This window comes from Streptomyces sp. NBC_01190 (genome assembly GCF_045039895.1).
GTDB lineage: Bacteria > Actinomycetota > Actinomycetes > Streptomycetales > Streptomycetaceae > Actinacidiphila.
Genome location: NZ_CP108580.1, coordinates 1,771,438 through 1,795,707 on the forward strand (window position 1 = coordinate 1,771,438; position 24,270 = coordinate 1,795,707).

At 71.0% G+C, this 24,270-nt stretch carries 14 protein-coding genes; 1 reads left to right on the forward strand and 13 read right to left on the reverse strand.

Annotation, left to right across the window (positions count from 1 at the left end; genetic code table 11):
• Positions 1-8 precede the first annotated feature (8 nt).
• From OG519_RS07540 to pyk, 4 genes are all read right to left on the reverse strand, one after another.
• The gene (locus OG519_RS07540) at positions 9-1,895 is read right to left on the reverse strand and encodes a branched-chain amino acid ABC transporter permease (RefSeq protein WP_405580288.1); all 1,887 of its coding nucleotides are present in this window, start codon (positions 1,893-1,895) and stop codon (positions 9-11) included.
• A gap of 7 nt (positions 1,896-1,902) precedes the next feature.
• Complete coding sequence (locus tag OG519_RS07545; RefSeq protein ID WP_405580290.1) at positions 1,903-2,832, reverse strand: branched-chain amino acid ABC transporter permease; 930 nt, start codon at positions 2,830-2,832, stop codon at positions 1,903-1,905.
• Positions 2,833-3,042: 210 nt separating this feature from the next.
• Entirely contained in the window at positions 3,043-4,278 is a 1,236-nt protein-coding gene (locus tag OG519_RS07550) for a branched-chain amino acid ABC transporter substrate-binding protein (RefSeq protein WP_405580293.1), read from the reverse strand.
• Positions 4,279-4,769: 491 nt separating this feature from the next.
• The gene (pyk, locus tag OG519_RS07555; RefSeq protein WP_405580295.1) at positions 4,770-6,203 is read right to left on the reverse strand and encodes a pyruvate kinase; all 1,434 of its coding nucleotides are present in this window, start codon (positions 6,201-6,203) and stop codon (positions 4,770-4,772) included.
• Positions 6,204-6,466: 263 nt separating this feature from the next.
• Between pyk and OG519_RS07560 the strand changes: the two genes are divergently transcribed.
• A complete protein-coding gene (locus tag OG519_RS07560; protein WP_405580297.1) occupies positions 6,467-8,305 on the forward strand; it encodes a bifunctional metallophosphatase/5'-nucleotidase in 1,839 nt (612 codons plus the stop codon).
• On the opposite strand, the gene OG519_RS07565 is transcribed toward OG519_RS07560, so the two are convergent.
• The 9 genes from OG519_RS07565 to lgt form a co-directional block, all read right to left on the reverse strand.
• Positions 8,274-9,743 carry a lysine N(6)-hydroxylase/L-ornithine N(5)-oxygenase family protein gene (locus tag OG519_RS07565; protein WP_405592545.1) on the reverse strand — a complete coding sequence of 490 codons (1,470 nt, stop codon included), beginning with the start codon at positions 9,741-9,743 and terminating at the stop codon, positions 8,274-8,276. The two genes, OG519_RS07560 and OG519_RS07565, sit on opposite strands and share 32 nt — an antisense overlap.
• 143 nt (positions 9,744-9,886) lie before the next feature.
• Positions 9,887-11,272, reverse strand: coding sequence for a pyridoxal phosphate-dependent decarboxylase family protein (locus OG519_RS07570; RefSeq protein WP_405580299.1), 1,386 nt, complete (start codon positions 11,270-11,272; stop codon positions 9,887-9,889).
• Between the two features lie 195 nt (positions 11,273-11,467).
• A complete protein-coding gene (gene pepN / locus OG519_RS07575) occupies positions 11,468-13,966 on the reverse strand; it encodes an aminopeptidase N (RefSeq protein ID WP_405580301.1) in 2,499 nt (832 codons plus the stop codon).
• A 168-nt stretch (positions 13,967-14,134) separates the two neighbouring features.
• Positions 14,135-14,608, reverse strand: coding sequence for an MBL fold metallo-hydrolase (locus tag OG519_RS07580; RefSeq protein WP_405580304.1), 474 nt, complete (start codon positions 14,606-14,608; stop codon positions 14,135-14,137).
• An 86-nt stretch (positions 14,609-14,694) separates the two neighbouring features.
• Positions 14,695-15,624 (reverse strand): hypothetical protein, encoded by a 930-nt coding sequence (locus OG519_RS07585; protein ID WP_405580307.1) that lies wholly within the window; start codon positions 15,622-15,624, stop codon positions 14,695-14,697.
• Between the two features lie 262 nt (positions 15,625-15,886).
• On the reverse strand, positions 15,887-17,350 hold the full coding sequence (locus tag OG519_RS07590) for a glutamate synthase subunit beta (RefSeq protein WP_405580310.1): 1,464 nt from the start codon (positions 17,348-17,350) through the stop codon (positions 15,887-15,889).
• Positions 17,343-21,911, reverse strand: coding sequence for a glutamate synthase large subunit (gene gltB / locus OG519_RS07595; protein WP_405580312.1), 4,569 nt, complete (start codon positions 21,909-21,911; stop codon positions 17,343-17,345). Before gltB ends, OG519_RS07590 begins: the two co-directional genes overlap by 8 nt.
• Positions 21,912-22,259: 348 nt before the next feature.
• Complete coding sequence (locus OG519_RS07600) at positions 22,260-23,018, reverse strand: VIT1/CCC1 transporter family protein (protein WP_405580314.1); 759 nt, start codon at positions 23,016-23,018, stop codon at positions 22,260-22,262.
• Positions 23,019-23,139: 121 nt separating this feature from the next.
• A complete protein-coding gene (gene lgt / locus OG519_RS07605; RefSeq protein WP_405580317.1) occupies positions 23,140-24,255 on the reverse strand; it encodes a prolipoprotein diacylglyceryl transferase in 1,116 nt (371 codons plus the stop codon).
• Between the last annotated feature and the right edge of the window lie 15 nt (positions 24,256-24,270).

The window sequence follows — 24,270 nt, forward strand, 5'->3', positions numbered from 1 at the left end:
GGTGTCTCTCACGCCCCTGCCGTGCTGGCGGGGACGGTGTCGTCGCCGAGTGGCCGCTGACTGGGGATGAGCGCCTCGTCCTCGTGGAATTCGAGCTGGCGGCGCCGGTTGGCGATGATGCCCTCGGGCCGGAAGCGCATGATGAGGATGAGGGCGACGCCGAACGCGAGCAGTTCGTAGCGCTGGATGAAGGCCAGCTTCTCCGGGATCAGATAGAGCAGGGCCGCGCCCAGGATCGGGCCGCTGACCGTGCCCATGCCGCCGAGGACCACCGCGGCCAGCAGGAACGCCGAGTTGGGCGGGGTCGATCCGGCGAACACATACGGGTCGGGCACCACGCTGTACGTGACGTGCGCGCTGACCGTGCCGGCCAGTCCGGCGAGCGAGGCGCCGAGGGCGAAGGCGATCAGCTTGACCCGGAAGCCGTTGATGCCCATCGCGGTGGCGGCGGTCTCGTCCTCGCGGATGGCGACCCAGGAGCGGCCGATCCGGGAGTCGGCGGCCCGGGTGAAGACCAGCACCACGATGACGGTGATGAGCAGCATCAGCAGGTAGTAGTTGGCGAACCGGCCGAGGGTGAAGGAGCCGACGGCGTGCGCCTGGCCCAGGTTGTACCCGAAGATGGAGAGGTCCGGGATCTGGGAGATGCCGTTGGGGCCGCCGGTGAGCTTCGGCCCTGAGACACCGTCGAGGTTCCGCACCGCGATACGGAAGATCTCTCCGAAGCCGAGGGTCACGATGGCCAGGTAGTCACCGCGCAGCCGCAGGGTCGGGGCGCCGATGAGGACGCCGAAGACCAGCGCGGCGGCCATGCCGGTGAGGGCCGCGGCCCAGAACGGGAAATGGACCCCGGACCAGACGGAGAACTGGGACCCGGAGACCAGGGCCGCCGCGTAGGCGCCGACGCCGAGGAAGGCGACATAGCCGAGGTCGAGCAGTCCGGTGAGGCCGACCACGATGTTGAGGCCGAGGGCGACGGTGCCGAAGATCAGGATGTTGACGCCGAGGTTGGCCCAGTGCTCGTTGTTCTGGGCGAACGGATAGGCGATGGCGGTGAGCACGCCGACGCCGGCCGAGAAGGCGCGGTTGGCCTGGGTGAGCTGCTGGAACTGGCGGAGCAGTCCGGCGGCGCTGAGCCCCCAGAAACCGAAGGCGATGATCAGCAGATAGCCGATGAAGATCTCGGTGTAGTCGGTGGCGATGCCGTAGGTGAGGATCTTCAGGCCCAGGGCGAAGACCACCACGATGGCGAGCCGCTGCAACCACGGGTTGAGCTTGCGGGGGTCGCCGACCCGGAGCTCACGGTGGTTGAGGCGCAGCGTGCGCAGAAAGCGGTACGCGCCGACGGCGAAGCCCTTGTCGACGAACCAGCCGAGTTCGTAGTGCTCGGTGGCGGCCGGGTCCTCGGGGTGCCGGTCGATCGGCAGGGCGAGCGCGCCGAGCAGGAGCAGCAGGCTGCCGATGGCGGCGACGAAGCCGCCGGGGTCGAGGTTGGCGATGCCGCCCAGCTCTTCCGCGATGGCGATCACGGTGTACCAGGTGGTGGCGAAGGTCCCGACGGCCAGCAGCAGCACGGAGTTCTGCGACCGGCTGGGGTTGAGCCAGGAAAGGCCGGGCACCCGGAAGGCGCCGAGCGCGATGACGCCGGTGAGGATGGCGCCGATGAGGGTGAGGACCTGGAGTCCGCCGGGGTAGCCGCTGACGGTGAGGTCGCCGGGGAAGTCGGTCGTGTAGGTCCAGGACAGGAAGGTCGAGGCGATCGTGGCGATGACGCCGGCCAGGGTGGCGAGGCGGGCGGCGGCCTGCGGCACCGGGATGAACGGGGCCGTGCGCCGGCTGTCGTCCGGCGCGGTCGTGGTGACGGGCGCCGCCGCGGTGACGGGGAGATCGGTCATGTCGTGATCACGCCCTGTCCGCTACGCGCTCGCCGAGCAGGCCCTGCGGCCGGACCAGCAGCACGACGATGAGGAGGACGAACGCCCAGACGTTGGCCCAGCCGCCGCCACCGAGCTGGGACATCCCGGGGATGTTGGAGATGTACGCGGAGGCGCAGGATTCGGCCACCCCGAGGACGAGGCCGCCGAGCATCGCGCCGTAGATGTTGCCGATACCGCCGAGCACCGCAGCGGTGAACGCCTTGAGGCCGGCCTGGAAGCCGATGTCGTACTTGATCTGGCCGTACTTGAGGCCGTCGGCGAGACCCGCGACGGCGGCGAAGAAGCCGCCGATGGCGAAGGCGATGACGATGATCCGGTTGGTGTCGATGCCCATGAGCTGCGCGGTGTCGGGGTCCTGGGCGGTGGCCTGCATGGCGCGCCCGGTCCGGCTGGTCCGGACGAAGGCGGCGAGGCCGACCATGCAGATCACGGCGGCGGAGATGAGGAAGATGTCACCGCGCTGGATGCTGATGGAGCCCAGGTGGTAGGGGTGGGTGCCCAACTGGGGAAAGTTCTTCGCGTTGTCGGCGCCCGGGTACCAGACGAAGATCGCCTGCTGGAGTGCCAGCGAGAGGCCGATGGCGGTGATGAGCGGTGCCAGCCGGGGCGCGCCGCGCAGCGGCCGGTAGGCGAAGCGCTCGGCGGCCATCGCGATGAGTACGGCCACGATGGCGCCGCCGGCCAGCATCAGGGGCAGGGCGAGCCAGATGCTGGTGCCGTCGGGAAGGTTGGTCCAGACCGTGAGCGCACCGAAGGCGCCGGTCATGAAGATCTCGCCGTGGGCGAAGTTGATGAGCTGGACGATGCCGTACACCATCGTGTAGCCGATGGCGATGAGCCCGTACATCGAGCCGAGGAACAGCCCGTTGGCCAGCTGTTGCGGCAGGGTGTGCACCGCATGGCCTCCATGTCGCTGGGGAGCGGGGGACGCTGAGGAAGGGGGTCGAGCGAGGTTGAGAAGAGGTCGAACAAGGTTGAGAAGGTGTCGAAAAGGGGTGGAGAAGGGGTCGAAAAGAGGGGCGGGAGTGAGAAGGGTCGAGATAAGCGGCGGGCCGCGCGGCCGGGATGACCGGCCGCGCGGCCTGGGGTGACGCTGGTGTGCTGATCAGCCGTTGTAGGTGCCGCTCTTCACGGGCGCCCACTTGCCGCTCTTCACCTGGTAGACGGTGAGCTGCTTGTTGGTGGTGTCGCCGTACTGGTCGAAGGAGACGTGTCCGGCGATGCCGTCGAAGTCGCTCTTCTGCACCGCGTCGACGAGCTTGGCGCGGGCGTCGCTGATGGCGGGCAGCTTGCCGCCGTTCGCGTCGATGACGGCCTTGACGCCCTTGATGATGGCGGTGGCGGCGTCGTACGAGTAACCGCCGTAGGTGCCGTAGTCGCCGGGGTAGCCCTTGGACTTGTAGGTCTGGATGAAGGTCTGGGCGGCCGGCAGGGTGGTGACCGGGACACCGACGGAGGTGGCCAGGTCGCCCTCGGCGGCCGGACCCGCGGTCTGGATGTAGGTGTCGGAGAACATGCCGTCACCGCCGAACAGCGGGATGTTGACGCCCGCGGCCTTGAGCTGCTTGGTGATCAGCTCGGCCTCGTCGTACTGGCCGCCGTAGTAGAGCAGGTCGGCCTTCGAGCTCTTGATCTTGGTGACGAGGGTGTTGTAGTCGGTGTCACCGGTGTTGACGTGGTCGGTGCCGGCGATCTTGCCGCCGAGGCCGCTGAACTTGTCCTTGAAGATCGCGGCCAGGCCGGCGCCGTAGGTCTGCTTGTCGTCGACGACGAACGCGGACTTCTTCTTCAGGGTGTTGGCCGCGTAGTCGGCCGCGAAGCCGCCCTGCTTGGCGTCGGTGGTGGCGGTACGGAAGTACGTCTTGAACGGACGGACCTCGGTGCCGGTGTTCCACTTGGGGCCCTGGGTGAGCGCCGGGTTGGTGTTCGACGGCGAGATCTCCACCATGTTGGCGGTCGCGAACACCTGCTGCATCGAGGTGGCGACGCCGGAGTTCAGCGGGCCGACGCTGGCGATCACGGAGTTGTCCTGGACGAACGCGGTGGCGTTCTGCTGGCCGGTGGCGGGCTGGGCCTTGTCGTCGAGCGCCTTGACCTTGAAGGTCACTCCGGGCACCAGGTTCTTGGCGTTGGCGTCGTCGACCGCGATCTGCACGCCGTACTGGATGCCGAGACCGGTGGCGGAGTTGGCGCCGGTGAGCGGTGCGTCGACGCCGATGACGACGGTGGTCTTAGCGCCGCCGGTCCCGGTGCTGGCGCTGCTGTCCCCGCTGCCCTTGTCGTCGCTGCGGGAGCCGCAGGCCGTGAGAGTGAGGGCTCCGGTGGCAAGCACGGAGGTCATTATCAGCAAGGAACGGTGTCGCACAATCAGTCCTTTCGCCTGGCGCGGCCGACTCTGATGAGCGACCGAGTCGTGCGCTGGAACCCGAACTGACTAATCCGGTGGCGCGGTGACTGGCAGTGACTCTAGGCGTGTCAAGGGGGGTGAGGCAGAGGTGTGGGGAAGAGTGTGACTGTCTTGTTATGCCAAGTCGGAGCATTTGAGCTTCTCCTGAGCTTTCATCAGGTCATCCGCCGGAATTCCGCCACTTTGGACTGATGTACGAGGGGGACGGCCGCCTCGGCTGGATCTTTGAATCCGTATTGCGTCCAGGTTACAGAGCGTTAATTGCCTGCGGATTGCCGGTTGTCCGGCCCGGTACCGATCCGGGACATGGCGGTGCCCCCGCCGGCGGGGCCGGAACGGGGGCACGGTGCGGTCGGCCGCCGGCCGACTGCCGGTCGACCCGGTCGGCCACTGGCCGACCACTGGCCGACCACTGATCGAGGCTGCTACTTGGGCGAATCGTCCTCACCGATGTGGTGAACCCGCACCATGTTGGTCGTACCGGGCGTCTCGGGCGGCGAACCGGCCGTGATCACCACGACGTCGCCCTTCTTGCAGCGGCCGATCCGCAGCAACTGCTCGTCCACCTGCTGCACCATCTCGTCGGTGGTCTGCACCGTCGGGCCGAGGAAGCTCTCCACGCCCCAGGTCAGGCTGAGCTGCGAGCGGGTGGCCGGCTCGGGGGTGAAGGCGAGCACCGGGATCGGCGAGCGGTAGCGGGACAGCCGCCGTACCGTGTCACCGGATTGAGTGAAGGCCACCAGGAAGCGGGCGCCGAGGAAGTCACCCATCTCGGCGGCGGCGCGGGCGACGGCGCCGCCCTGGGTGCGGGGCTTGTTCTGGTCGGTGAGCGGCGGCAGGCCGTCGGCGAGGATGTGCTCCTCGGCGGCGACGATGATCCGGGACATCACCTTGACCGTCTCGATCGGGTACTTGCCGACGCTGGTCTCGCCGGAGAGCATCACCGCGTCGGTGCCGTCGATGACGGCGTTGGCGACGTCGCTGGCCTCGGCGCGGGTCGGGCGGGAGTTGTCGATCATCGAGTCGAGCATCTGGGTGGCGACGATGACCGGCTTGGCGTTGCGCCTGGCCAGGCCGACCGCGCGCTTCTGGACCAGCGGCACCGCTTCCAGCGGCATCTCCACGCCGAGGTCGCCGCGGGCGACCATCACGCCGTCGAAGGCCGCGACGATGTCGTCGAGGTTGTCGACCGCCTGCGGCTTCTCGACCTTGGCGATGACCGGCACCCGCCGGCCCTCCTCGTCCATGATCCGGTGCACGTCCAGGATGTCGCGGCCGGAGCGGACGAAGGACAGCGCGATGACGTCGGCGCCGATCCGCAGGCCCCAGCGCAGGTCGCGGATGTCCTTCTCGGAGAGCGCGGGGACGGAGACGGCGACGCCGGGGAGGTTCAGCCCCTTGTTGTCGGAGATCATGCCGCCCTCGATGCACATGGTGTGCACCCGGGGGCCCTCGACATCGGTGACCTCCAGCGTGACCCTGCCGTCGTCCACCAGGATGCGCTCGCCGCGGGCGACGTCGGCGGGCAGCCCCTTGTAGGTGGTGCCGCAGATCTGCTGGTCACCGTCGATGTCGTCGGCGGTGATGGTGAACTCGTCACCGCGTTCAAGGAGTACCGGGCCCTCGGCGAAACGGCCGAGCCGGATCTTCGGACCCTGAAGGTCGACCAGGATGCCGACGCTGCGGCCGGTCTCGTCGGCGGCCTTGCGGACGCGTCGGAAGCGGTCCTCGTGCTCGGCGTACGACCCGTGGCTCAGATTCAGGCGGGCTACGTCCATACCGGCGTCGACCAGCGCTTTGATCTGGTCGTACGAGTCGGTGGCAGGCCCTAGGGTGCAGACAATTTTGGCTCGGCGCATGTATCGAGAGTATGACCTACTCGTTGGTAGGGAATGCGGGGGCGGCAACTCTCCAACGACGGCTGGATTAACGCTTGTTGACAAGTGTCGAAGTGTGCAGCAGTCCGCTCCGATGAGCAGTCCGGTCACCCTCGGTGGCCGCTCGCGCCGCTTACCCGGACACGGGGCAGCGGAAGGGGGTGTCGCGGGAGGGGCCCGGTGGGCCAGAATCTACGCGCGTCGTACCCACTCCTGCGCCACCCCCACCCTCACCGGGAGACCAGATGCCCCTCAATCGCAGGGACTTCATCAACCGCTCCGCCGCCACCGGCGCGGGCGTCGCACTGGCCGGGGCCGCCGGTGCGGTGGCCACGCCGGCCGCCGCGGCCACCGGGCCCGAGCGGTCCGCCGGGCACCACGGCCACGGGCATCACCCGAAGACCTTCAGCCTCCGGGTGCTCGGCACCACCGACCTGCACGGCCACGCGCTCAACTGGGACTACTTCACCAACGCCGAGTACGACGACGCCACCCACAACGACATCGGCCTGGCCAAGATCGCCACCCTCGTCGAGCAGGCGCGCGCCGAGAAGGGCCACGACCGCACCCTGCTGATCGACGCGGGCGACATCATCCAGGGCACCCAGCTCTCGTACTACTACGCCCGGGTCGAGCCGATCACCGGCGCCCGCAGGGGCCCCCGCCATCCGATGGCGCTGGCCATGAACCACCTGAAGTACGACGCGGCGGCGCTCGGCAACCATGAGTTCAACTACGGCATCCCGCTGCTGCGCGCCTTCCAGGAGCAGTGCGACTTCCCGCTGCTGGCCGCCAACGCGGTCGACGCCAAGACGCTGAAGCCGGCCTTCCCGCCCTATCTGGTCAAGACGATCCGGGTCGAGGGCGCCCCCGACGTCAAGATCGGCGTCCTGGGGCTCACCAACCCGGGCATCGCGGTGTGGGACAAGGCCAATGTGCAGGGCAAGATGGCCTTCCCCGGCCTGGTCGAGCAGGCGAAGATCTACGTACCGAAGCTGCGGGCGCTCGGCTGCGACGTGGTGATATGCACCGACCACTCCGGCCTGGACGGCAGCACCTCCTACGGTGACGCGGTGCCCTACCCGGAGAACGCCTCCTCGCTGGTGGCCGCGCAGGTCCCCGGGATCGACGCGATCCTGGTCGGCCACACCCATGTGGAGCGGCCGCAGACGCTGGTCACCAACGAGGCCACCGGCAAGACCGTGGTGCTCTCCGAGCCGCTGATGTGGGGGATGCGGCTGAGCGTCTTCGACATCGAGCTGGCGCTGGACCGGGGGTGCTGGCTGGTCTCCTCGGTGACCGCCGAGGTCCGCAACGCCAACACGGTCGCCGAGGACCCGGCGGTGGCCAAGCTGGTCAGGGACGAGCACCAGAAGGTGGTGGCCTACGTCAATCAGGTGGTCGGCACGTGCACCACCGCGATGTCGGCGGCCGAGTCCACCTACAAGGACACCCCGATCATCGACTTCATCAACCTGGTGCAGGCCGAGACGGTCAAGGCCGCGCTCGCCGGCACCGCGTACGCGTCGCTGCCGGTGCTCTCCGAGGCGTCGCCGTTCTCGCGGACCGCCGCCATCCCGGCCGGTCAGGTGTCGCTGCGGGATGTGGCCGGGCTGTATGTGTACGAGAACACCCTGGACGCGAAGATCCTCACCGGCGCCCAGGTCAAGGACTACCTGGAGTGGTCGGCGGCCTACTTCGTGCAGACCGCGCCGGACGCGCCGGTCGACGTCAGCCAGCTCACCAACGCCAACAAGACCCCGGACTACAGCTACGACGTGCTCAGCGGGGTCTCGTACGACATCGACATCGCCCAGCCGGTCGGCTCGCGGATCACCGCGCTCACGGCCGGCGGGGTCCCGGTCGATCCGGCCGCGCGGTTCGTGCTGGCGGTGAACAACTACCGGTCGAGCGGCGGCAGCAACTATCCGCATGTCGCCGCCGCCCAGTCGGTGTGGTCCACCTCCGACGAGATCCGCAACACGATCATCGCCTGGGTGCAGGCCCACGGGACGATCGACCCGGCGCAGTTCGGCGGCGACCAGTGGCGGCTCACCCGCGCCGGAGTGCCGCTGTTCGGGTAGGGACGTCGCCGACGGCGGCGCCGTCCAGGCCGAAGGTGGTGAAGGCGGTCCTGGCGGGCAGCGGATAGTGCTCGGCGCCGGTGAGCAGTCCGGTGAGGTCGTTGAGCACGACCGCTGACCGCCAGGCGGCCAGGCCCAGGTCGGGCGCGCCGACGCCGTGGGTGTGGCGGTCGGCGTGCTGGACGTAGACACGCCCGGTGACGGTTCGGTCGAGTTCGATCCGGTGCCGGGCGTCGATCTTCGGCCGTCCCGAGCCGTCCTTCTTGATGTACGGGTCCAGGGGGGCGAGCAGCCGGTCGACCGGGCGTTCCCGGTAGCCGGTGGCGAGCACCACGGCGCTGGTGATCAGCCGGGTGCGGGTGCCCTGATCGGCGTGTTCCAGATGGAGCTCGATGCTCTGGGTGCCGATCCGGCCGGCCGTGCGGACGGTCACGCCGGGGGTGAGGACGGCGTCCGGCCAGCCGCCGTCGAGCGTCCGGCGGTACAGCTCCTGGTGGATCGCGGTGATCGTGTCGTGGTCGATGCCCTTGTGGAGCTGCCACTGCCGGGGCAGCAGGCGGTCGCGGGATTCTTCCGGCAGCCCGTGGAAGTAGCGGGTGTAGTCGGGGGTGAAGTGTTCGAGGCCGAGCCTGCTGTATTCCATGGGGGCGAAGGCGGGGGTGCGGGCCAGCCAGGTGAGGCGCTCGCGGCCGGCCGGCCGGGCCCGCAGCAGGTCGAGGAAGACCTCGGCGCCGGACTGGCCGGAACCGACGACGGTGATGTGGTCGGCGGCGAGCAGCCGCTCGCGGTTGTCGAGGTAGTGCGCCGAGTGGACCACCGGCACGGTCGGGGTCTCCTCCAGCGGGCGCAGCGGTTCCGGTACGTGCGGCTCGGTGCCGACGCCGATGACCAGGTGGCGGGCGTTGGTGCGGCCCAGCGCCTCGGCCTCGCCGTTCTCGTCGAGCCGGGTGTGGTCGATCTCGAAGCGGGCGCGGGCCGGGTTCCAGCCCACCGAGTCGACCTGCTGGCGGAAGTGGGTGTTGGGCAGGTGCTCGGCGACCCAGCGGCAGTAGGCGTCGTACTCGGCGCGGTGGACGTGGAAGCGTTCGGCGAAATAGAACGGGAAGAGGCGCTCGCGGCTCTTCAGCCAGTTCAGGAACGACCAGCGGCTGGCCGGGTCGACGAGCGTCACCAGGTCGGCGAGGAAGGGCACTTGCAGGGTGGCGCCGTCGATGAGCAGCCCGGGGTGCCAGTGGAAGGCGGCCCGCTGGTCGTAGAAGGCGGTGGTGAGCCCCTCGATGCCGTCGGCCAGCGCGGCCAGCGACAGGTTGAACGGGCCGACGCCGATCCCGAGCAGGTCGTACGGCACGTCGGCGCCGGGCCGGGGCGCCGGGGGGCCGGCCGGGGCGAGTGCGGGGGCGGGTTCTTCCACCGCGGCCGGCTCGGCCGGCTCGGTCATCTCGTGGGGTGGGGCGGTGACCACGATGTCGAGCGCCAGCGGCGTGGCCACGGGCGGTGTGACCGGCGGGACGGGCGGCGCCGCCGGCGGGAGTACGGGACCGGGCTCGGGGGCGGGCGCGGGCATCGGTGGTGTCGGAGGGTTCATCGGGCGGTGGTGCCTTCCATGGTGAGCTGGAGCAGCGCGTCGAGGTCTTCCGGCCGCAGATACGGGTTGAGCAGGGTCGCCTTGAGCCACAGCCGGCCGCCCGCGCTCGCCCGGCCGAGCACCGCGCGGCCCTCGAAGAGCAGGCGGCGGCGCACCTCGGCCACCTCGTCGTCGGTGGCGTCCCGGGGGCGGAACAGCACCGTGCTGATGGTCGGCTGCCCGTACAGGACCAGCCCGGGATGCGCCGTGACCTTGGCGGCGAGCAGCCGGGCGTGGTCGCACACCGCGTCGACCAGCGCGGCCATGCCTTCCCGGCCGAGCGCGCGCAGGGTGACGGCGATCTTGAGGACGTCGGGGCGGCGGGTGGTGCGCAGTGAGCGGCCGAGCAGATCGGGCAGGCCGGCGTCGGTGTCGTCGGCGGCGTTGAGATAGTCCGCCCGGTGGTCGAGCGGGCGCAGGGCGCCGCGGTCGGGGACCACGAGCAGGCCGGCCGCGACCGGTTGCCAGCCCAGTTTGTGCAGGTCCAGCGTGACCGACACGGCGGACTGAACGCCGTCGAGCCGGGCCGCCTCGCGCCGGCTGAACAGCAGTGGACCGCCGTACGCGGCGTCCACATGGAGTTCGGCGAGGTGGCGGGCGACGGTCGCGGCGATCTCCGGCAGCGGGTCGATGGCCCCGGTGTCGGTGGTGCCCGCGGTGGCCACCACCAGGGCGCGTACCGGGAGGTCGTCGAGCGCCTCGGCGACGGCGGCCGGGTCGAGCACACCGGCGGGGGTGTCGAGCACGACGGGGTGCGGCAGGCCGAGCAGCCAGGCGGCCCGGCGCACACTGTGGTGGGTGGCGGCCCCGCACACCACCTGCACCGGTGGGCCGCCGGCCGCGCGCTCCCTGGCGAGCAGCAGCGCGAGCTGGTTGGCCTCGGTGCCACCGGTGGTGACCAGAGCGTCGGGGGCCGGCAGGTCGGGGAAGACGAGTCCGGCGAGGGCCGCGGTGACCCGGGCCTCGAGTTCGGTGGCGGCGGGCGCCTGGTCCCATGAGTCCATGGAGGGGTTGAGCGCGGAGACCGCCAGGTCGGCGGCGACCGCGACGGCCAGCGGCGGACAGTGCAGATGAGCCGCGCAGTTGGGCTCCGCCGGGTCGACCGCGCCCTGGGCGAGCATCCGGACCAGGGTGTGCAGGGCTTCGCGTTCACCGCGGCCGTCGACGGGCAGCGCCTCGCCGAGGGTCGCCCCGACGGCGGCGGCCACCGCCTCGGGGCCACCGCCGGGCACCGCTCCCCCGCGGCCGCGCGCCCCTTCGGCGAGAGCGGCGAGCGCGGCGTCCACCAGGGGTCGTAAATCAGCCACCCCTTGTCGTCCTCCGGCGAGAGCGGGCATCGGCATGGGCGGTCCTCACCGTTCGGCGTTGTCGCTGACTCGCCATGTTCAACGACGACTTCGCCGAATGGGAACGTACCGGCCGCGCCAGCACCGGTACGCCCGTCGTATCACCCGCTTTACCGACCGGCGTGGGCCGCCACCCCGCCGGACGACCCGGTGCGGACCGGCGCGGACCGGGTGCGGACCGGCGCGGACCCGTCAGCCGCCGAAGGCCGCCAGCACCCGCAAGGACCGCTCCAGGTCGTCGAGCTGGTCGGCGAGGTAGCGATGCAGCGCCGGGGTGAGCGAGGGATCGGTGAGGGCTTTGCGGCCCTCGGCCAGGGTCTCGGCGTCAACAGCGGTGGCCGGGAAGGCGAACCGCCCGGCCGCTTCGGCGAGGGCGGCGCCGCGGCGGGCGGCGAGGGCGGCGGCGTCCGGCCAGAAACGGGGCACGAAGGCGCGGACCAGGTCGCTCTGTTCGGGATGCCAGAAGCCCTGGGCGGTGGCGGTGAACAGGTAGTTGGACAGCGAGTCGTCGTGGAACATCGACTGCCAGGCGGCGGCCTTGGCCGCCGCGTCGGGCAGCGCCGCCCGGCAACGGACGGCGCCTTCCAGGCCCTTGGCGCTGGGGTCGCGTTCCCGTTCGGCGTCGATCTCGGCGGCGTCGGCGGCGCCCAGTACGGTCAGCCGCAGCAGCAGCGTCCAGCGCAGTTCGGGGTCGACGTGCCAGCCGGGGACGGCCCCTTCGTCGTACCAGCGGCGCAACTCGGCGGCGTCCTGCGGGGTGACGGCCGAGTCGACGAGGGTGCGGACCGCGCTGAGCCGGGTCTCCCGCGGGCCTTCGGCCAGCAGCGCGCGGCTGGTGGCGGCGAGTGCGGTCAGCGCGGCCGGCCGGAGCGCGGAGGCCAGGAAGCGGTCGGCGACGGAGCGGGCGAAGCCGAGGACGCCTTCGACCACGAACGGGTCGGTCTCGGCGGGCAGCTGGCGGTTCACCAGGGTGAGGTAGTCGGCGGGCGCGGTCCGCGCGTCGCGCACCTGGTCGCGGACGGTCCGCCAGATCACCGCCCGGCTGAGCGGGTCGGGCAGCGTCGACAGGGTGTCGGCGATCGCCTCCCACGAGTGGTCGTCGAAGCGGACCTTGGTGTACGACAGGTCGCCGTCGTTGAGCAGGATCACATCGGGCCTGGTGCCGTCGAGGTCGCGTTTGCCGACCGCGGCGGTCGCGGTGAGGTCGAAGGGGATCCGGTCGCGGAGGACCAGCCGGCGCGGATCGTCGGCGGCCCGGTCGTAGAGCCCGATGGTGACGTGGTGCGGGCGGCCGCCGGTGTGGGTGACCTCCAGCCGCCAGCCGCCGGGGGCGGGCGACGCGGTCGGGGTGAGGGTGTCGACGCCGGTGGTGCGCAGCCACGCGTCGGCCCAGGCGGGCAGGTCGCGCTGGGTGGCGCCGGCCAGCGAGTCGATGAAGTCGGCGAGGGTCGCGTTGCCGAAGCGGTGCCGGGCGAAGTGCGCGTTGATCCCGGTCAGGAAGTCCTCCTGGCCGAGCCACGCGACGAGCTGGCGCAGCGCGGAGGCACCCTTGGCGTAGGAGATGCCGTCGAAGTTGTTGAGCGCGGACGCGGTGTCGGCCACGCTTTCCGGGTCCGGGGCCACCGGGTGGGTGGAGGAGCGCTGGTCGGAATCCGAACCCCAGGCCTTGCGGGTCACCGCGAAGTCGACCCAGGTGCCGGTGAAGCGGGTCACCTCGGAGGCGACCTGGTAGCCCATGTACTCGGCGAAGGACTCGTTCAGCCAGATGTCGTCCCACCAGCGCAGGGTGACCAGGTCGCCGAACCACATATGGGCCATCTCGTGCGCGATGACCACCGCCCGGAACTGCGCCTCCTTGGGGGTGACGGCCGAGCGGTGCAGAAAGGTGTCGCGGAAGGTGACCAGGCCGGGGTTCTCCATCGCGCCGGCGTTGAACTCGGGCACGAACGCCTGGTCATAGGAGTCGAACGGGTAGGGCTCGTCGAAGAGTTGGTGGTAGCGGTCGAAGCAGCGGAAGGTGATGTCGAAGAGTTCCCCGGCGTCCTGGTCCAGTTGACCGGCCAGCGAGCGGCGGCAGTGCAGACCGAAGGGCAGGCCGGCGTGCTCGCCGCGCACCGAGTGATAGGGCCCGGCGGCCACCGCGAGGAAGTAGGTGGCCAGCGGCGGGGTGGTGGCCAGCTTCCAGCGGCCGGGCGCGCTGCGGGTCGCCACGCCGTTGCCGAGGACGGTCCACTCCTGCGGGGCGGTCACCTCGACGTCGAAGACGGCCTTGAGGTCGGGCTGGTCGAAGGCGGCGGCGACGCGCTGCACGTCCTCCATGAAGAGCTGGCTGTAGACATAAGCCTCGCCGTCGGCCGGATCGGTGAAGCGGTGCATGCCCTCGCCGGTGCGGGAGTAACGCATGTCTGCCTCGACGCGCAGTTCGTGCCCGCCCGCGGTGAGACCGGTCAGCGGCAGCCGGTTGTCGGCGAGCAGCGCGGGGTCGAGCGCGGCGCCGTCGAGGGTCACCCGGTGCAGGGCGGCGGGCCGCACCTCGGCGAAGGTGTCGCAGGCGCGCTCGGCGGTGAAGCGGATGACGGTGGTCGACCCGAAGACCTCCTCTCCCCTGGTGAGGTCGAGGTCGATCGCGTAGTGCTGGACGGTCAGGTCGCGGGCGCGAGTCTGCGCCTCCGCGCGGGTGAGAGCAGGCATGTCGTTCATGCTGCCCCACGTCGCCGGTCCTGCGATACAAATTTCTGACCGGAAAAGCGCTGATCACGGACGGCTGGGTGCGGGCCGGGGCCAGGATCGGACGGATCGCGACCGCGGCGCCCGGGCGATTCGGCCGCGGCCCGCCGGGATCGGGGCGGCGCTCCCGGGTCAGGGCGCGGCCGCGCGGAGGGCGGCGCCCGCGTCACCGGTGAGCGGTTCGCCGTGGCCGAAGAGAGCGGTGCCGATGTCGAGCGCGGCGAGCCTGGTGCAGGCGGCGGCGAGCTGGACCCGGTCGGTGTTGAACACCCCCGGGATGGGCCGGCCCGCCCGGCTGGCGATGGTGTCCCCGGTGAAGAGCACGCCCTGCTCCGGCAGGTGCACGGCGATGCTGCCGGGGGTGTGCCCGGGGACGTGCGGCACGCGGGCGCCGGCGCCCCAGTCCAGCCGGTCGCCGTCGGCGAGTTCCCGGTGCACGGGCGTGGGCGGCGCGTCGGCGACGGCGTCGGCGACGGCGCTGGCGGTGGCGGTGGCGGTGGCGGTGGCGGTGCGGTCGTAGAGCTCGCGCTCCCACTCCGCCAGCACCGGGGGCGCGGGGAACCGCGCGACCAGCCACAACGCACCCGCACGCGAGGTACAACCCAAGCCCCCCAGGGGCGCGGGGAACCGCGCGACCAGCCACGACCACCCGCGCGGGGGTCACAGCCCGAGCCGCTTATCCCGGAAAAAAGCTACGCCTCGCACTCCAAAACCACCCCGCACACCCCGCACCTCGCCCGCACCCTCCCCCCGCACGGCAACCGGATCCGCTGGTGACACGTGGGACACGCGAAGCTGACCCGCAGCCCGGCGGAGCCGCCCGCCCGGTCGAAGGAGTACCCCTCCCCGGCGACACCGCCCCTGCGGTCCTTCGCGTAGCGCCGCCGCGCCGCCCACCCCGCCGCGGCCAGCGGCGGCCGCCGCAGATCCGCCCGCGCCCGCGCCAGCCCCACCCGGTAGGCCTCCCGCGCCCGCACACTGCGGAACCACGGCTCGATGTCGTCGCCGAAGGCGATCGCCCGCTTGGCCAGCACATACCCGAACTCCTCGGGCGTGAGATACCCCAGCTTGTGCGCCGACATCATCAGCCGCTCACCGCGGATCGCCGCCTCCTCCCGGTACGCGTCCAGCAGCAGCCAGCCCGCGCCGAGATACGCCGCCGCCGTGTCGGTCAGGATCTCGTTGTCCCGGGTGCCGGGGAACTCCAGCCCCAGCCGGTGCAGCCAGACATGCATCACCTCGTGCGCCAGCGCCGCCCCGACATCGCGCCGGTCCGCCCGGAACCGCGCGTGCAGCTCGATGAAGTACTCGGGACCCGCGGCGAGTTCGACGTTGCCGGCGTGCACCATGTCCCGGAAGCCGACCACCATCCGCGCGTCCGGCAGCCGGAAGTGCTGCACCATGACCCGCGCGACCCGCTGGGCGCCCAGATAGAGGTCCTCGTCGTCGGGGAAGTCCACCAGCTCCGGGTGCACGCTCGCGGCGAACCTGGCCACGCCGTCGGGTGACAGCCGCCGGTACAGCGCGGTGAGCGCCGCCTGGACCGTGGCGATGTGCGGGAACCCGTGCACGATCGGGCCGCCTGGGACGGTCCGCTCTCCCGGTTCCGCGGGCTCGGCCATGGACACACCTCCCCGTGCGGTCGAGCGTACGCGCCGTACCCGGCCGATGTCGCCGAGCGGCCACCGACCCACCCCAAAGGGTTCACCCGTCGCCGTTCGGGGCAATGGCGAAGCGCCCGCCTCCTTGGTCGGGGTGGGGCGGGCGCTTGCTTGCGTACCGCACGCCGTTGTGCGGGACGAACGTGAGCCGGTGGTTCACCGGCAATCCCCCGACCTCACCCCCCGCCGGACGGAGTCCGGTGCGAGCACGGCGTCAAAAGGATCAAACGGTGACGGGGCGGTCCGTGGGGGCGATGGGGGCGGGGAGGGAGGAGGGGAGGCCGGTGAGGTAGGTGTCGACGGACTTCGCGGCGGAGCGGCCCTCGGCGATGGCCCAGACGATGAGGGACTGGCCGCGGCCGGCGTCGCCGGCGACGAAGACGCCGGCGACGTTGGTCGCGTAGGAGCCGTCGCGGGCGATGTTGCCGCGGGCGTCCAGCTGGAGGCCGAGCTGCTCGATCAGGCCGTTGCCCTGGTCCGTGCCGGTGAAGCCCATCGCGAGGGTGACCAGGTCGGCCGGGATGACCCGTTCGGTTCCCTCCTGGGGGACGAACCTGCCGTCCACGAATTCCACCGCGACCAGGTGGAGTTCCTTGACGTGGCCGTTCTCGTCACCGGTGAACCGCACGGTGTTGACCGCGTAGACCCGCTCGCCGCCCTCCTCGTGGGCCGAGGTGACCTTGTAGACCATCGGCATGGTCGGCCACGGCTGGTGGGCCGGGCGATCGTCGGTCGGCCGCGGCATGATCTCCAACTGGGTCACCGACAGCGCGCCCTGGCGGTGGGCGGTGCCGACGCAGTCCGCGCCGGTGTCGCCGCCGCCGATGACCACGACATGCTTGCCCTCCGCGGTGATCGGCGGTGCCACGAAGTCACCCTCCTGCACCTTGTTGGAGAGCGGCAGATACTCCATCGCCTGGTACACGCCGGTCAGTTCCCGGCCCTCGACCGGCAGGTCCCGCCACTGGGTGGCGCCGGCCGCGATGACCACCGCGTCGTACCGCTTGGCCAGGTTCGCCGCGTCCAGGTCGGTGCCGATCTGCACACCCGTACGGAACTTGGTCCCCTCCGCCCGCATCTGCTCGATGCGCCGGTTGATGTGCCGCTTCTCCATCTTGAACTCGGGGATCCCGTACCGCAGCAGTCCGCCGATCCGGTCGGCCCGCTCGTAGACGGCGACGGTGTGCCCGGCCCGGGTGAGCTGCTGGGCGGCGGCGAGGCCGGCCGGGCCCGAGCCGATGACGGCGACGGTCTTGCCGGAGAGCCGGTCCGGGGGCTGCGGGGTGACGTCCCCGTTGTCCCACGCCTTGTCGATGATGGTGACTTCGACGTTCTTGATGGTGACGGCGGGCTGGTTGATGCCGAGCACACAGGCGGATTCGCACGGCGCCGGGCACAGCCGCCCGGTGAACTCCGGGAAGTTGTTGGTGGCGTGCAGCCGCTCGCTGGCGGCGGTCCAGTCACCGCGCCAGGCGTAGTCGTTCCACTCGGGGATCAGGTTCCCCAGCGGACAGCCGTTGTGGCAGAAGGGGATGCCGCAGTCCATGCAGCGCCCGGCCTGCTCGCTGATGATCGGGAGCAGCCCACCGGGAACATAGACCTCGTTCCAGTCCTGCCTGCGCTCCTCGACCGGACGTGTCGGCGCTCCGACCCGGGGGGTGGTGAGGAAGCCTTTGGGGTCAGCCATTTGCCGCCTCCATCATCTTGGCGGTGGTCTCGGACTCGGAGAGTCCGGCCTGCTCGGCGGCGTTCTTGGCGGCGAGCACTGCCTTGTAGTCCCTCGGCATGACCTTGCCGAAGCGGGTGAGGGCGCCGCCCCAGTCGCCGAGCAGCCGCTCGGCGGCGGTGGAGCCGGTCTCCTCGAAGTGGCGGCGCACCACATCGTGCAGCCACGTGATGTCGTCGGCGTCGAGCGCCTCGATCTCGACCATGCCGCGGTTGACGGCCGCCGGGTCGAGGTCGAGCACGTAGGCGATGCCGCCGGACATGCCGGCCGCGAAGTTCCGCCCGGTGGAGCCGAGGACGACGGCCCGGCCACCGGTCATGTACTCGCAGCCGTGGTCGCCGACGCCCTCGGCGACCACCGTCGCGCCGGAGTTGCGGACGCAGAAGCGCTCGCCGGTCCGGCCGCGCAGGAACAGCTCGCCGCCGGTGGCGCCGTAGGCGATGGTGTTGCCCGCGATGGTGGACTCCTCCGCGAGGTGGTCGGCGCCGCGGTCGGGGCGGACCACGATCCGGCCGCCGGACAGGCCCTTGCCGACGTAGTCGTTGGCGTCGCCTTCGAGCCGCAGGGTGATCCCGCTGGGCAGGAAGGCGCCGAAGGACTGACCGGCCGAGCCGGTGAAGGTGATGTCGATGGTGCCCTCGGGCAGACCGGCGCCGCCGTACTTCTTGGTCACCTGGTGGCCGAGCATGGTGCCGACCGTGCGGTTGACGTTGCGGATCGGCACCTGGGCGCGGACGGGCGCGCCGGTCTCCAGCGCCTCGGCGGCGAGCCGGATCAGCTCGTTGTCGAGCGCCTTGTCCAGGCCGTGGTCCTGGACGGTGACCCGGTGCAGCGCGGTGCCCTCGGGCAGTTCCGGAACGTACAGCAGCGGGGCGAGGTCGAGGCCCTGCGCCTTCCAGTGGTCGACGGCCCGGCCGGCGTCGATCAGCTCGGCGTGGCCGACGGCCTCCTCCAGGGTGCGGAAGCCGAGTTCGGCGAGGATCTCCCTGACCTCCTCCGCGATGAACTGGAAGAAGTTGACGACGAACTCGGGCTTGCCGCTGAACCGCTCGCGCAGCACCGGGTTCTGGGTGGCGACGCCGACCGGACAGGTGTCCAGATGGCAGACGCGCATCATGACGCAGCCGGAGACCACCAGCGGCGCGGTGGCGAAGCCGAACTCCTCGGCGCCGAGCAGCGCGGCGATCACCACGTCGCGGCCGGTCTTGAGCTGGCCGTCGGTCTGGACGACGATCCGGTCCCGCAAGCCGTTGAGCAGCAGCGTCTGCTGGGTCTCGGCCAGGCCGAGCTCCCAGGGGCCGCCGGCGTGCTTGAGCGAGGTGAGCGGCGAGGCGCCGGTGCCGCCGTCGTGCCCGGAGATCAGCACCACGTCGGCGTGCGCCTTGGAGACGCCGGCCGCGACGGTGCCGACACCGACCTCGGAGACCAGCTTGACGTGGACCCGCGCCCTGGGGTTGGCGTTCTTCAGGTCGTGGATGAGCTGGGCGAGGTCCTCGATGGAGTAGATGTCGTGGTGCGGCGGCGGCGAGATCAGGCCGACCCCGGCGGTGGAGTACCGGGTGCCGGCGATCCACGGGTAGACCTTGTGGCCCGGGAGCTGGCCGCCCTCGCCGGGCTTGGCGCCCTGGGCCATCTTGATCTGGATGTCGTCGGCGTTGACCAGGTACTCGCTGGTGACGCCGAAGCGGCCGGAGGCGACCTGCTTGACGGCGCTGCGCCGGGCCGGGTCGTAGAGCCGCTCGGCGTCCTCGCCGCCCTCGCCGGTGTTGGACTTGCCGCCGAGCTGGTTCATCGCGATGGCGAGCGTCTCGTGCGCCTCGCGGGAGATCGAGCCGTAGGACATCGCGCCGGTGGAGAACCGCCTGACGATGTCGGCGACCGGCTCGACCTCCTCCAGCGGGACCGGCGGGCGCTCGGTCTTCAGGCCGAACAGGCCGCGGAGCGTCATCAGCCGCTCGGACTGCTCGTTCACCCGCGAGGTGTACTGCTTGAAGATGTCGTAGCGCCGGGTGCGGGTGGCGTGCTGGAGCCGGAAGACGGTGTCCGGGTCGAACAGGTGCGGTTCGCCCTCGCGGCGCCACTGGTACTCGCCGCCGATCTCCAGCCGGCGGTGGGCGGCGGGGATGCCGGAGGCCGGATACGCCTTGGCGTGCCGGGCGGCGACCTCCGCGGCGATCACCTCGATGCCGACCCCGCCGATCTTGCTGTCGGTGCCGTGGAAGTAGGTGTCGGTGAAGTCGGCGTCCAGGCCGACCGCCTCGAAGACCTGGGCGCCGCGGTAGGAGGCGACGGTGGAGATGCCCATCTTGGACATGACCTTGAGGACGCCCTTGCCGAGCGCCTTGATCAGGTTCCTGATCGCCGCCTCGGGCTCCCCGCCGGGCAGGAAGGCGCCGGCCCGCACCAGGTCCTCGACGGACTCCATGGCGAGGTAGGGGTTGACGGCGGCGGCGCCGTAGCCGATGAGCAGCGCCACGTGGTGCACCTCGCGTACGTCGCCGGCCTCGATGAGCAGGCCGACCTGGGTGCGCTGCTTGGTGCGGATCAGGTGGTGGTGCACGGCGGAGGTGAGCAGCAGCGACGGGATCGGCGCCTGTTCGGCGTCGGAGTGCCGGTCGGAGAGCACGATGAGCCGGGCGCCGTCCTCTATCGCGGTGGAGGCCTCGGCGCAGATCTCGGCGAGCCGGGCGGCGAGCGCCTCGCCGCCGCCGGCCACCCGGTAGAGGCCGGAGAGGGTGGCGGCCTTCAGCCCCGGCATGTCGCCGTCGGCGTTGACATGGATGAGCTTGGCCAGCTCGTCGTTGTCGATCACCGGGAACGGCAGGGTGATGTTGCGACAGGAGGCGGGGCTCGGTTCCAGCAGATTGCCGGACGGGCCGATGGTGGAGACCAGCGAGGTGACGAGTTCCTCGCGGATGGCGTCCAGCGGCGGGTTGGTGACCTGCGCGAACAACTGGGTGAAGTAGTCGAAGAGCAGCCGGGGCCGCTCGGAGAGCGCGGCGATCGGCGAGTCGGTGCCCATGGAGCCGATCGGTTCGGCGCCGGTCCTGGCCATCGGGGCGATCAGGACCCGCAGCTCCTCCTCGGTGTAGCCGAAGGTCTGCTGGCGGCGGCTGACCGAGGCGTGGGTATGCACGATGTGCTCACGCTCGGGCAGGTCGGCGAGGTTGATCAGCCCGGCGTCGAGCCAGTCGGCGTACGGGTTCTCGGCGGCGATGCCGGCCTTGATCTCGTCGTCCTCGACGATCCGGTGGCTGACGGTGTCGACCAGGAACATCCGGCCGGGCTGCAGACGGCCCTTGCGGACGATCTTCGCCGGGGCGATGTCGAGCACGCCCGACTCGGAGGCGAGGACGACCAGCCCGTCGTCGGTCACCCAGTAGCGCCCCGGGCGCAGGCCGTTGCGGTCGAGCACCGCGCCGACCAGCGAGCCGTCGGTGAAGGTGACGCAGGCCGGGCCGTCCCAGGGCTCCATGAGGGTGGAGTGGTACTGGTAGAAGGCGCGGCGCTCGGGGTCCATGGAGTCGTGGTTCTCCCAGGCCTCCGGGATCATCATCAGCACGCTGTGCGGCAGCGACCGGCCGCCCAGGTGCAGCAGTTCGAGCACCTCGTCGAAGGAGGCGGTGTCGGAGCCGCCGGGCGAGCAGATCGGGAAGATCCGCTCCAGGTCGCCGCGCTCGAACCGGCTGCCGGCCGCGGTGAACAGTTCGCTGGCGAGCTGCGACTCGCGGGCCCGCATCCAGTTGCGGTTGCCCTTGACCGTGTTGATCTCGCCGTTGTGCGCGACGAAGCGGTACGGGTGGGCGAGCGGCCAGCTCGGGAAGGTGTTGGTGGAGAAGCGGGAGTGCACCACGGCGATGGCGCTGGCGAACCGCTCGTCGGACAGATCGGGGAAGAACGGCTCCAACTGACCGGTGGTGAGCATGCCCTTGTAGACGATCGTCCGGGCGGACAGCGAGGGGAAGTAGACGTCGGCCTCGCGCTCGGCGCGCCTGCGCAGCACGAAGGCGGGCCGGTCGAGCTCGATGCCGGCGCGCCGGCCCGCCTCGTCGCCGATGAAGAGCTGGGCGAAGTGCGGCATGGTGGAGCGGGAGGTGGCGCCGAGCGAACTGGCGTCGGTCGGCACCTCGCGCCAGCCGAGTACGGTCAGCCCCTCCTCGGCGGCGATCCGCTCGATGGTGTCGACGGCCTTGCCGCGGTCGTCGGATTCCTGGGGCAGGAAGGCGAGGCCGACCGCGTACTGCCCGGCGGCGGGCAGCTCGAATCCGGCGGCACCGCGCAGGAAGGCGTCCGGGACCTGGAGCAGGATGCCCGCGCCGTCACCCGAGTCGGGTTCGGCGCCGGTGGCACCTCGGTGCTCCAGGTTGCGCAGGACGGTGAGCGCCTGGTCGACGAGGTGATGGCTCGCCTCGCCGGTGAGGGTGGCCACGAAGCCGACACCACAGGCGTCGTGCTCGTTGCGGGGGTCGTACATCCCCTGCGGGGCGGGGCGCCCGTCCATGAACGCGGAACGCGAACGCATGGCTCTCCCGTCGTCGTCTCTGGCTGATATGCATCGCCTGTCATAGGCATGCGCAACAGGGACGACGTTGGCCCTCTGCGATTTCGTGCAGGTTACATGATGGCCGAATGTTCGAGAAGTGGATGAGTGGTTCCAGTATGTGGACGTTTGCGGAGGTGGAGGGATCAGTTCAGGCCATCACATGGTGGAGGGTTTCGTGACTCCTGCGACGCGGCCTCGCGGCTCTGCCGACGCGTTACCGAGTGATGCCCCGTGGACGGCGATCCGAAACGAAGAGGAAACACGACGCCCGAATCAGCCGGGGATCGGGTCGGATCCGGTCAGCCGGCGGGGGCGTCGGCCTGATCGTCAGCCTACGGCGCCGCCGATGAGGGTGCCGAGCACGAAGGTGATCCCGCCGGCCGCGCCGCCCAGGGCGAGCTGCCGCAGGCCGCCGTACCACCAGGAGCGGGCGGTCACCCGGGAGACCGCGGCGCCGCAGCCGAAGAGTCCGGCCAGGGCCAGCAGCACCGCGGGCCACAGGGTGCCGGCGCCCAGCAGATACGGCAGCACCGGCAGCAGCGCGCCCAGGGCGAAGGAGACGAAGGACGAGGCGGCGGCCACCACCGGTGAGGGCAGGTCGCCCGGGTCGACGCCCAGCTCCTCGCGGGCGTGGATCTCCAGCGCCTGCTCGGGGTCGGCGGAGAGCTGCCGGGCCACCTCGTGCGCCAGCCCCGGCTCCACGCCGCGGGACACATACAGCTCGGCCAGCTCGCGCATCTCGTCCTCGGGGTGGCGGCGCAGCTCGATCCGCTCGACGTCCAGCTCGGCCTCGACCAGCTCCCGCTGGGAGGCGACCGAGGTGTACTCGCCGGCCGCCATCGAGAAGGCGCCGGCCGCGAGTCCGGCGAGGCCGGTCACCACGACGGTACGGGTCGACACATCGCCGCCGGCCACGCCGGTCATCAGGGCGAAGTTGGAGACCAGACCGTCCATCGCGCCGAACACCGCGGGCCGCAGCCAGCCGCCGCTGACATCGCGGTGCGAGTGGTGGGACACGTGGTAGGGCTTGGCGGCGTTCTCCTCGACCGGGGTCCCCTCGGCGATCCCCTCAACGAGCGCGGTCATCCGGTCCACCCCTTCCAGGGCAGCCCAGCGCCACCCGCCTCAGCACAACGGGTTCGACCGTACGCACGATTCCACCGGGCCGCCAGCAAGGAAAGGCTGACCTGACCTGCGGGTATGTAGATCAGTTCCGCTTACCGGAGGGGGACGAGGAGTGCTCCTCGGCGCTTTCCGCGGCCGCCACAGGCTCGGCCTTGTCGAGGTTCACCTCGGGCTCGCCGCTCGATCCGCTCGGCTCGGCGGGCTCACCCGGCTCCGCAGCGGCAGCCGGGTCGGCCGCCGCGTCCACGTCCGAATCCACGCCCGCATCCGGGGCCGCATCCACAGCCGTATCCGCCTGCGGGCGAGCGGCCGCGTCCACGGTCTCCGCCGAATCCCCAGTCGCGGCTGAATCCGCCGAATCCGCCGCCACCAAGCCCTCGGGCTCGACGACCACCTCACGGCCGGGCCGGTACTTGGCGGAGAGCACGAAGTAGACGATCGCGCTGACGAAGACGACGATCGCCGTCCAGTCGTTGAGCCGCAGCCCCAGCACATGGTGGGCGTCGTCCACCCGCAGGTACTCGATCCAGAACCGGCCGACCGTGTAGGAGGCGACATAGAGCGCGAAGGCGCGCCCGTGGCCCAGCTTGAAGCGGCGGTCGGCCCAGATCACCAGCAGCGCCACCCCGACGCACCACAGCGACTCGTAGAGGAACGTCGGCTGGTAGGTGCCGTCACCGGGGGTGCCGACGGGCCGGTGTGCCGGGTCGATCTTCAGCGCCCACGGCAGGGTCGAGGGCCGGCCGAAGAGCTCCTGGTTGAACCAGTTCCCCCAGCGGCCGATGGCCTGCGCGAACGCGATACCGGGGGCGATGGCGTCCGCGTAGACCGGCAGCGCGATCCCCCGCCTGCGGCAGCCGATCCAGGCGCCCAGAGCGCCGAGCGCGATCGCGCCCCAGATCCCCAGGCCGCCCTGCCAGATCTTGAAGGCGTCGACCCAGTCCTTGCCATGGGTGAAGTACAGCTCGTAGTCGGTGATCACATGGTAGAGACGGCCGCCGACCAGGCCGAACGGGACCGCCCACACCGCGATGTCCGCCACCGTGCCGGCCTTGCCGCCGCGGTCGATCCAGCGTTTGCCGCCGAGCCAGACCCCGACGAAGACGCCGACGATGATGCAGAACGCGTAGCCGCGCAGCGGGATGGGTCCGAGGTGGACGACACCGTGCGAGGGGCTGGGAATGAATGCGAGTTCCATGGCAATGTCCGACGC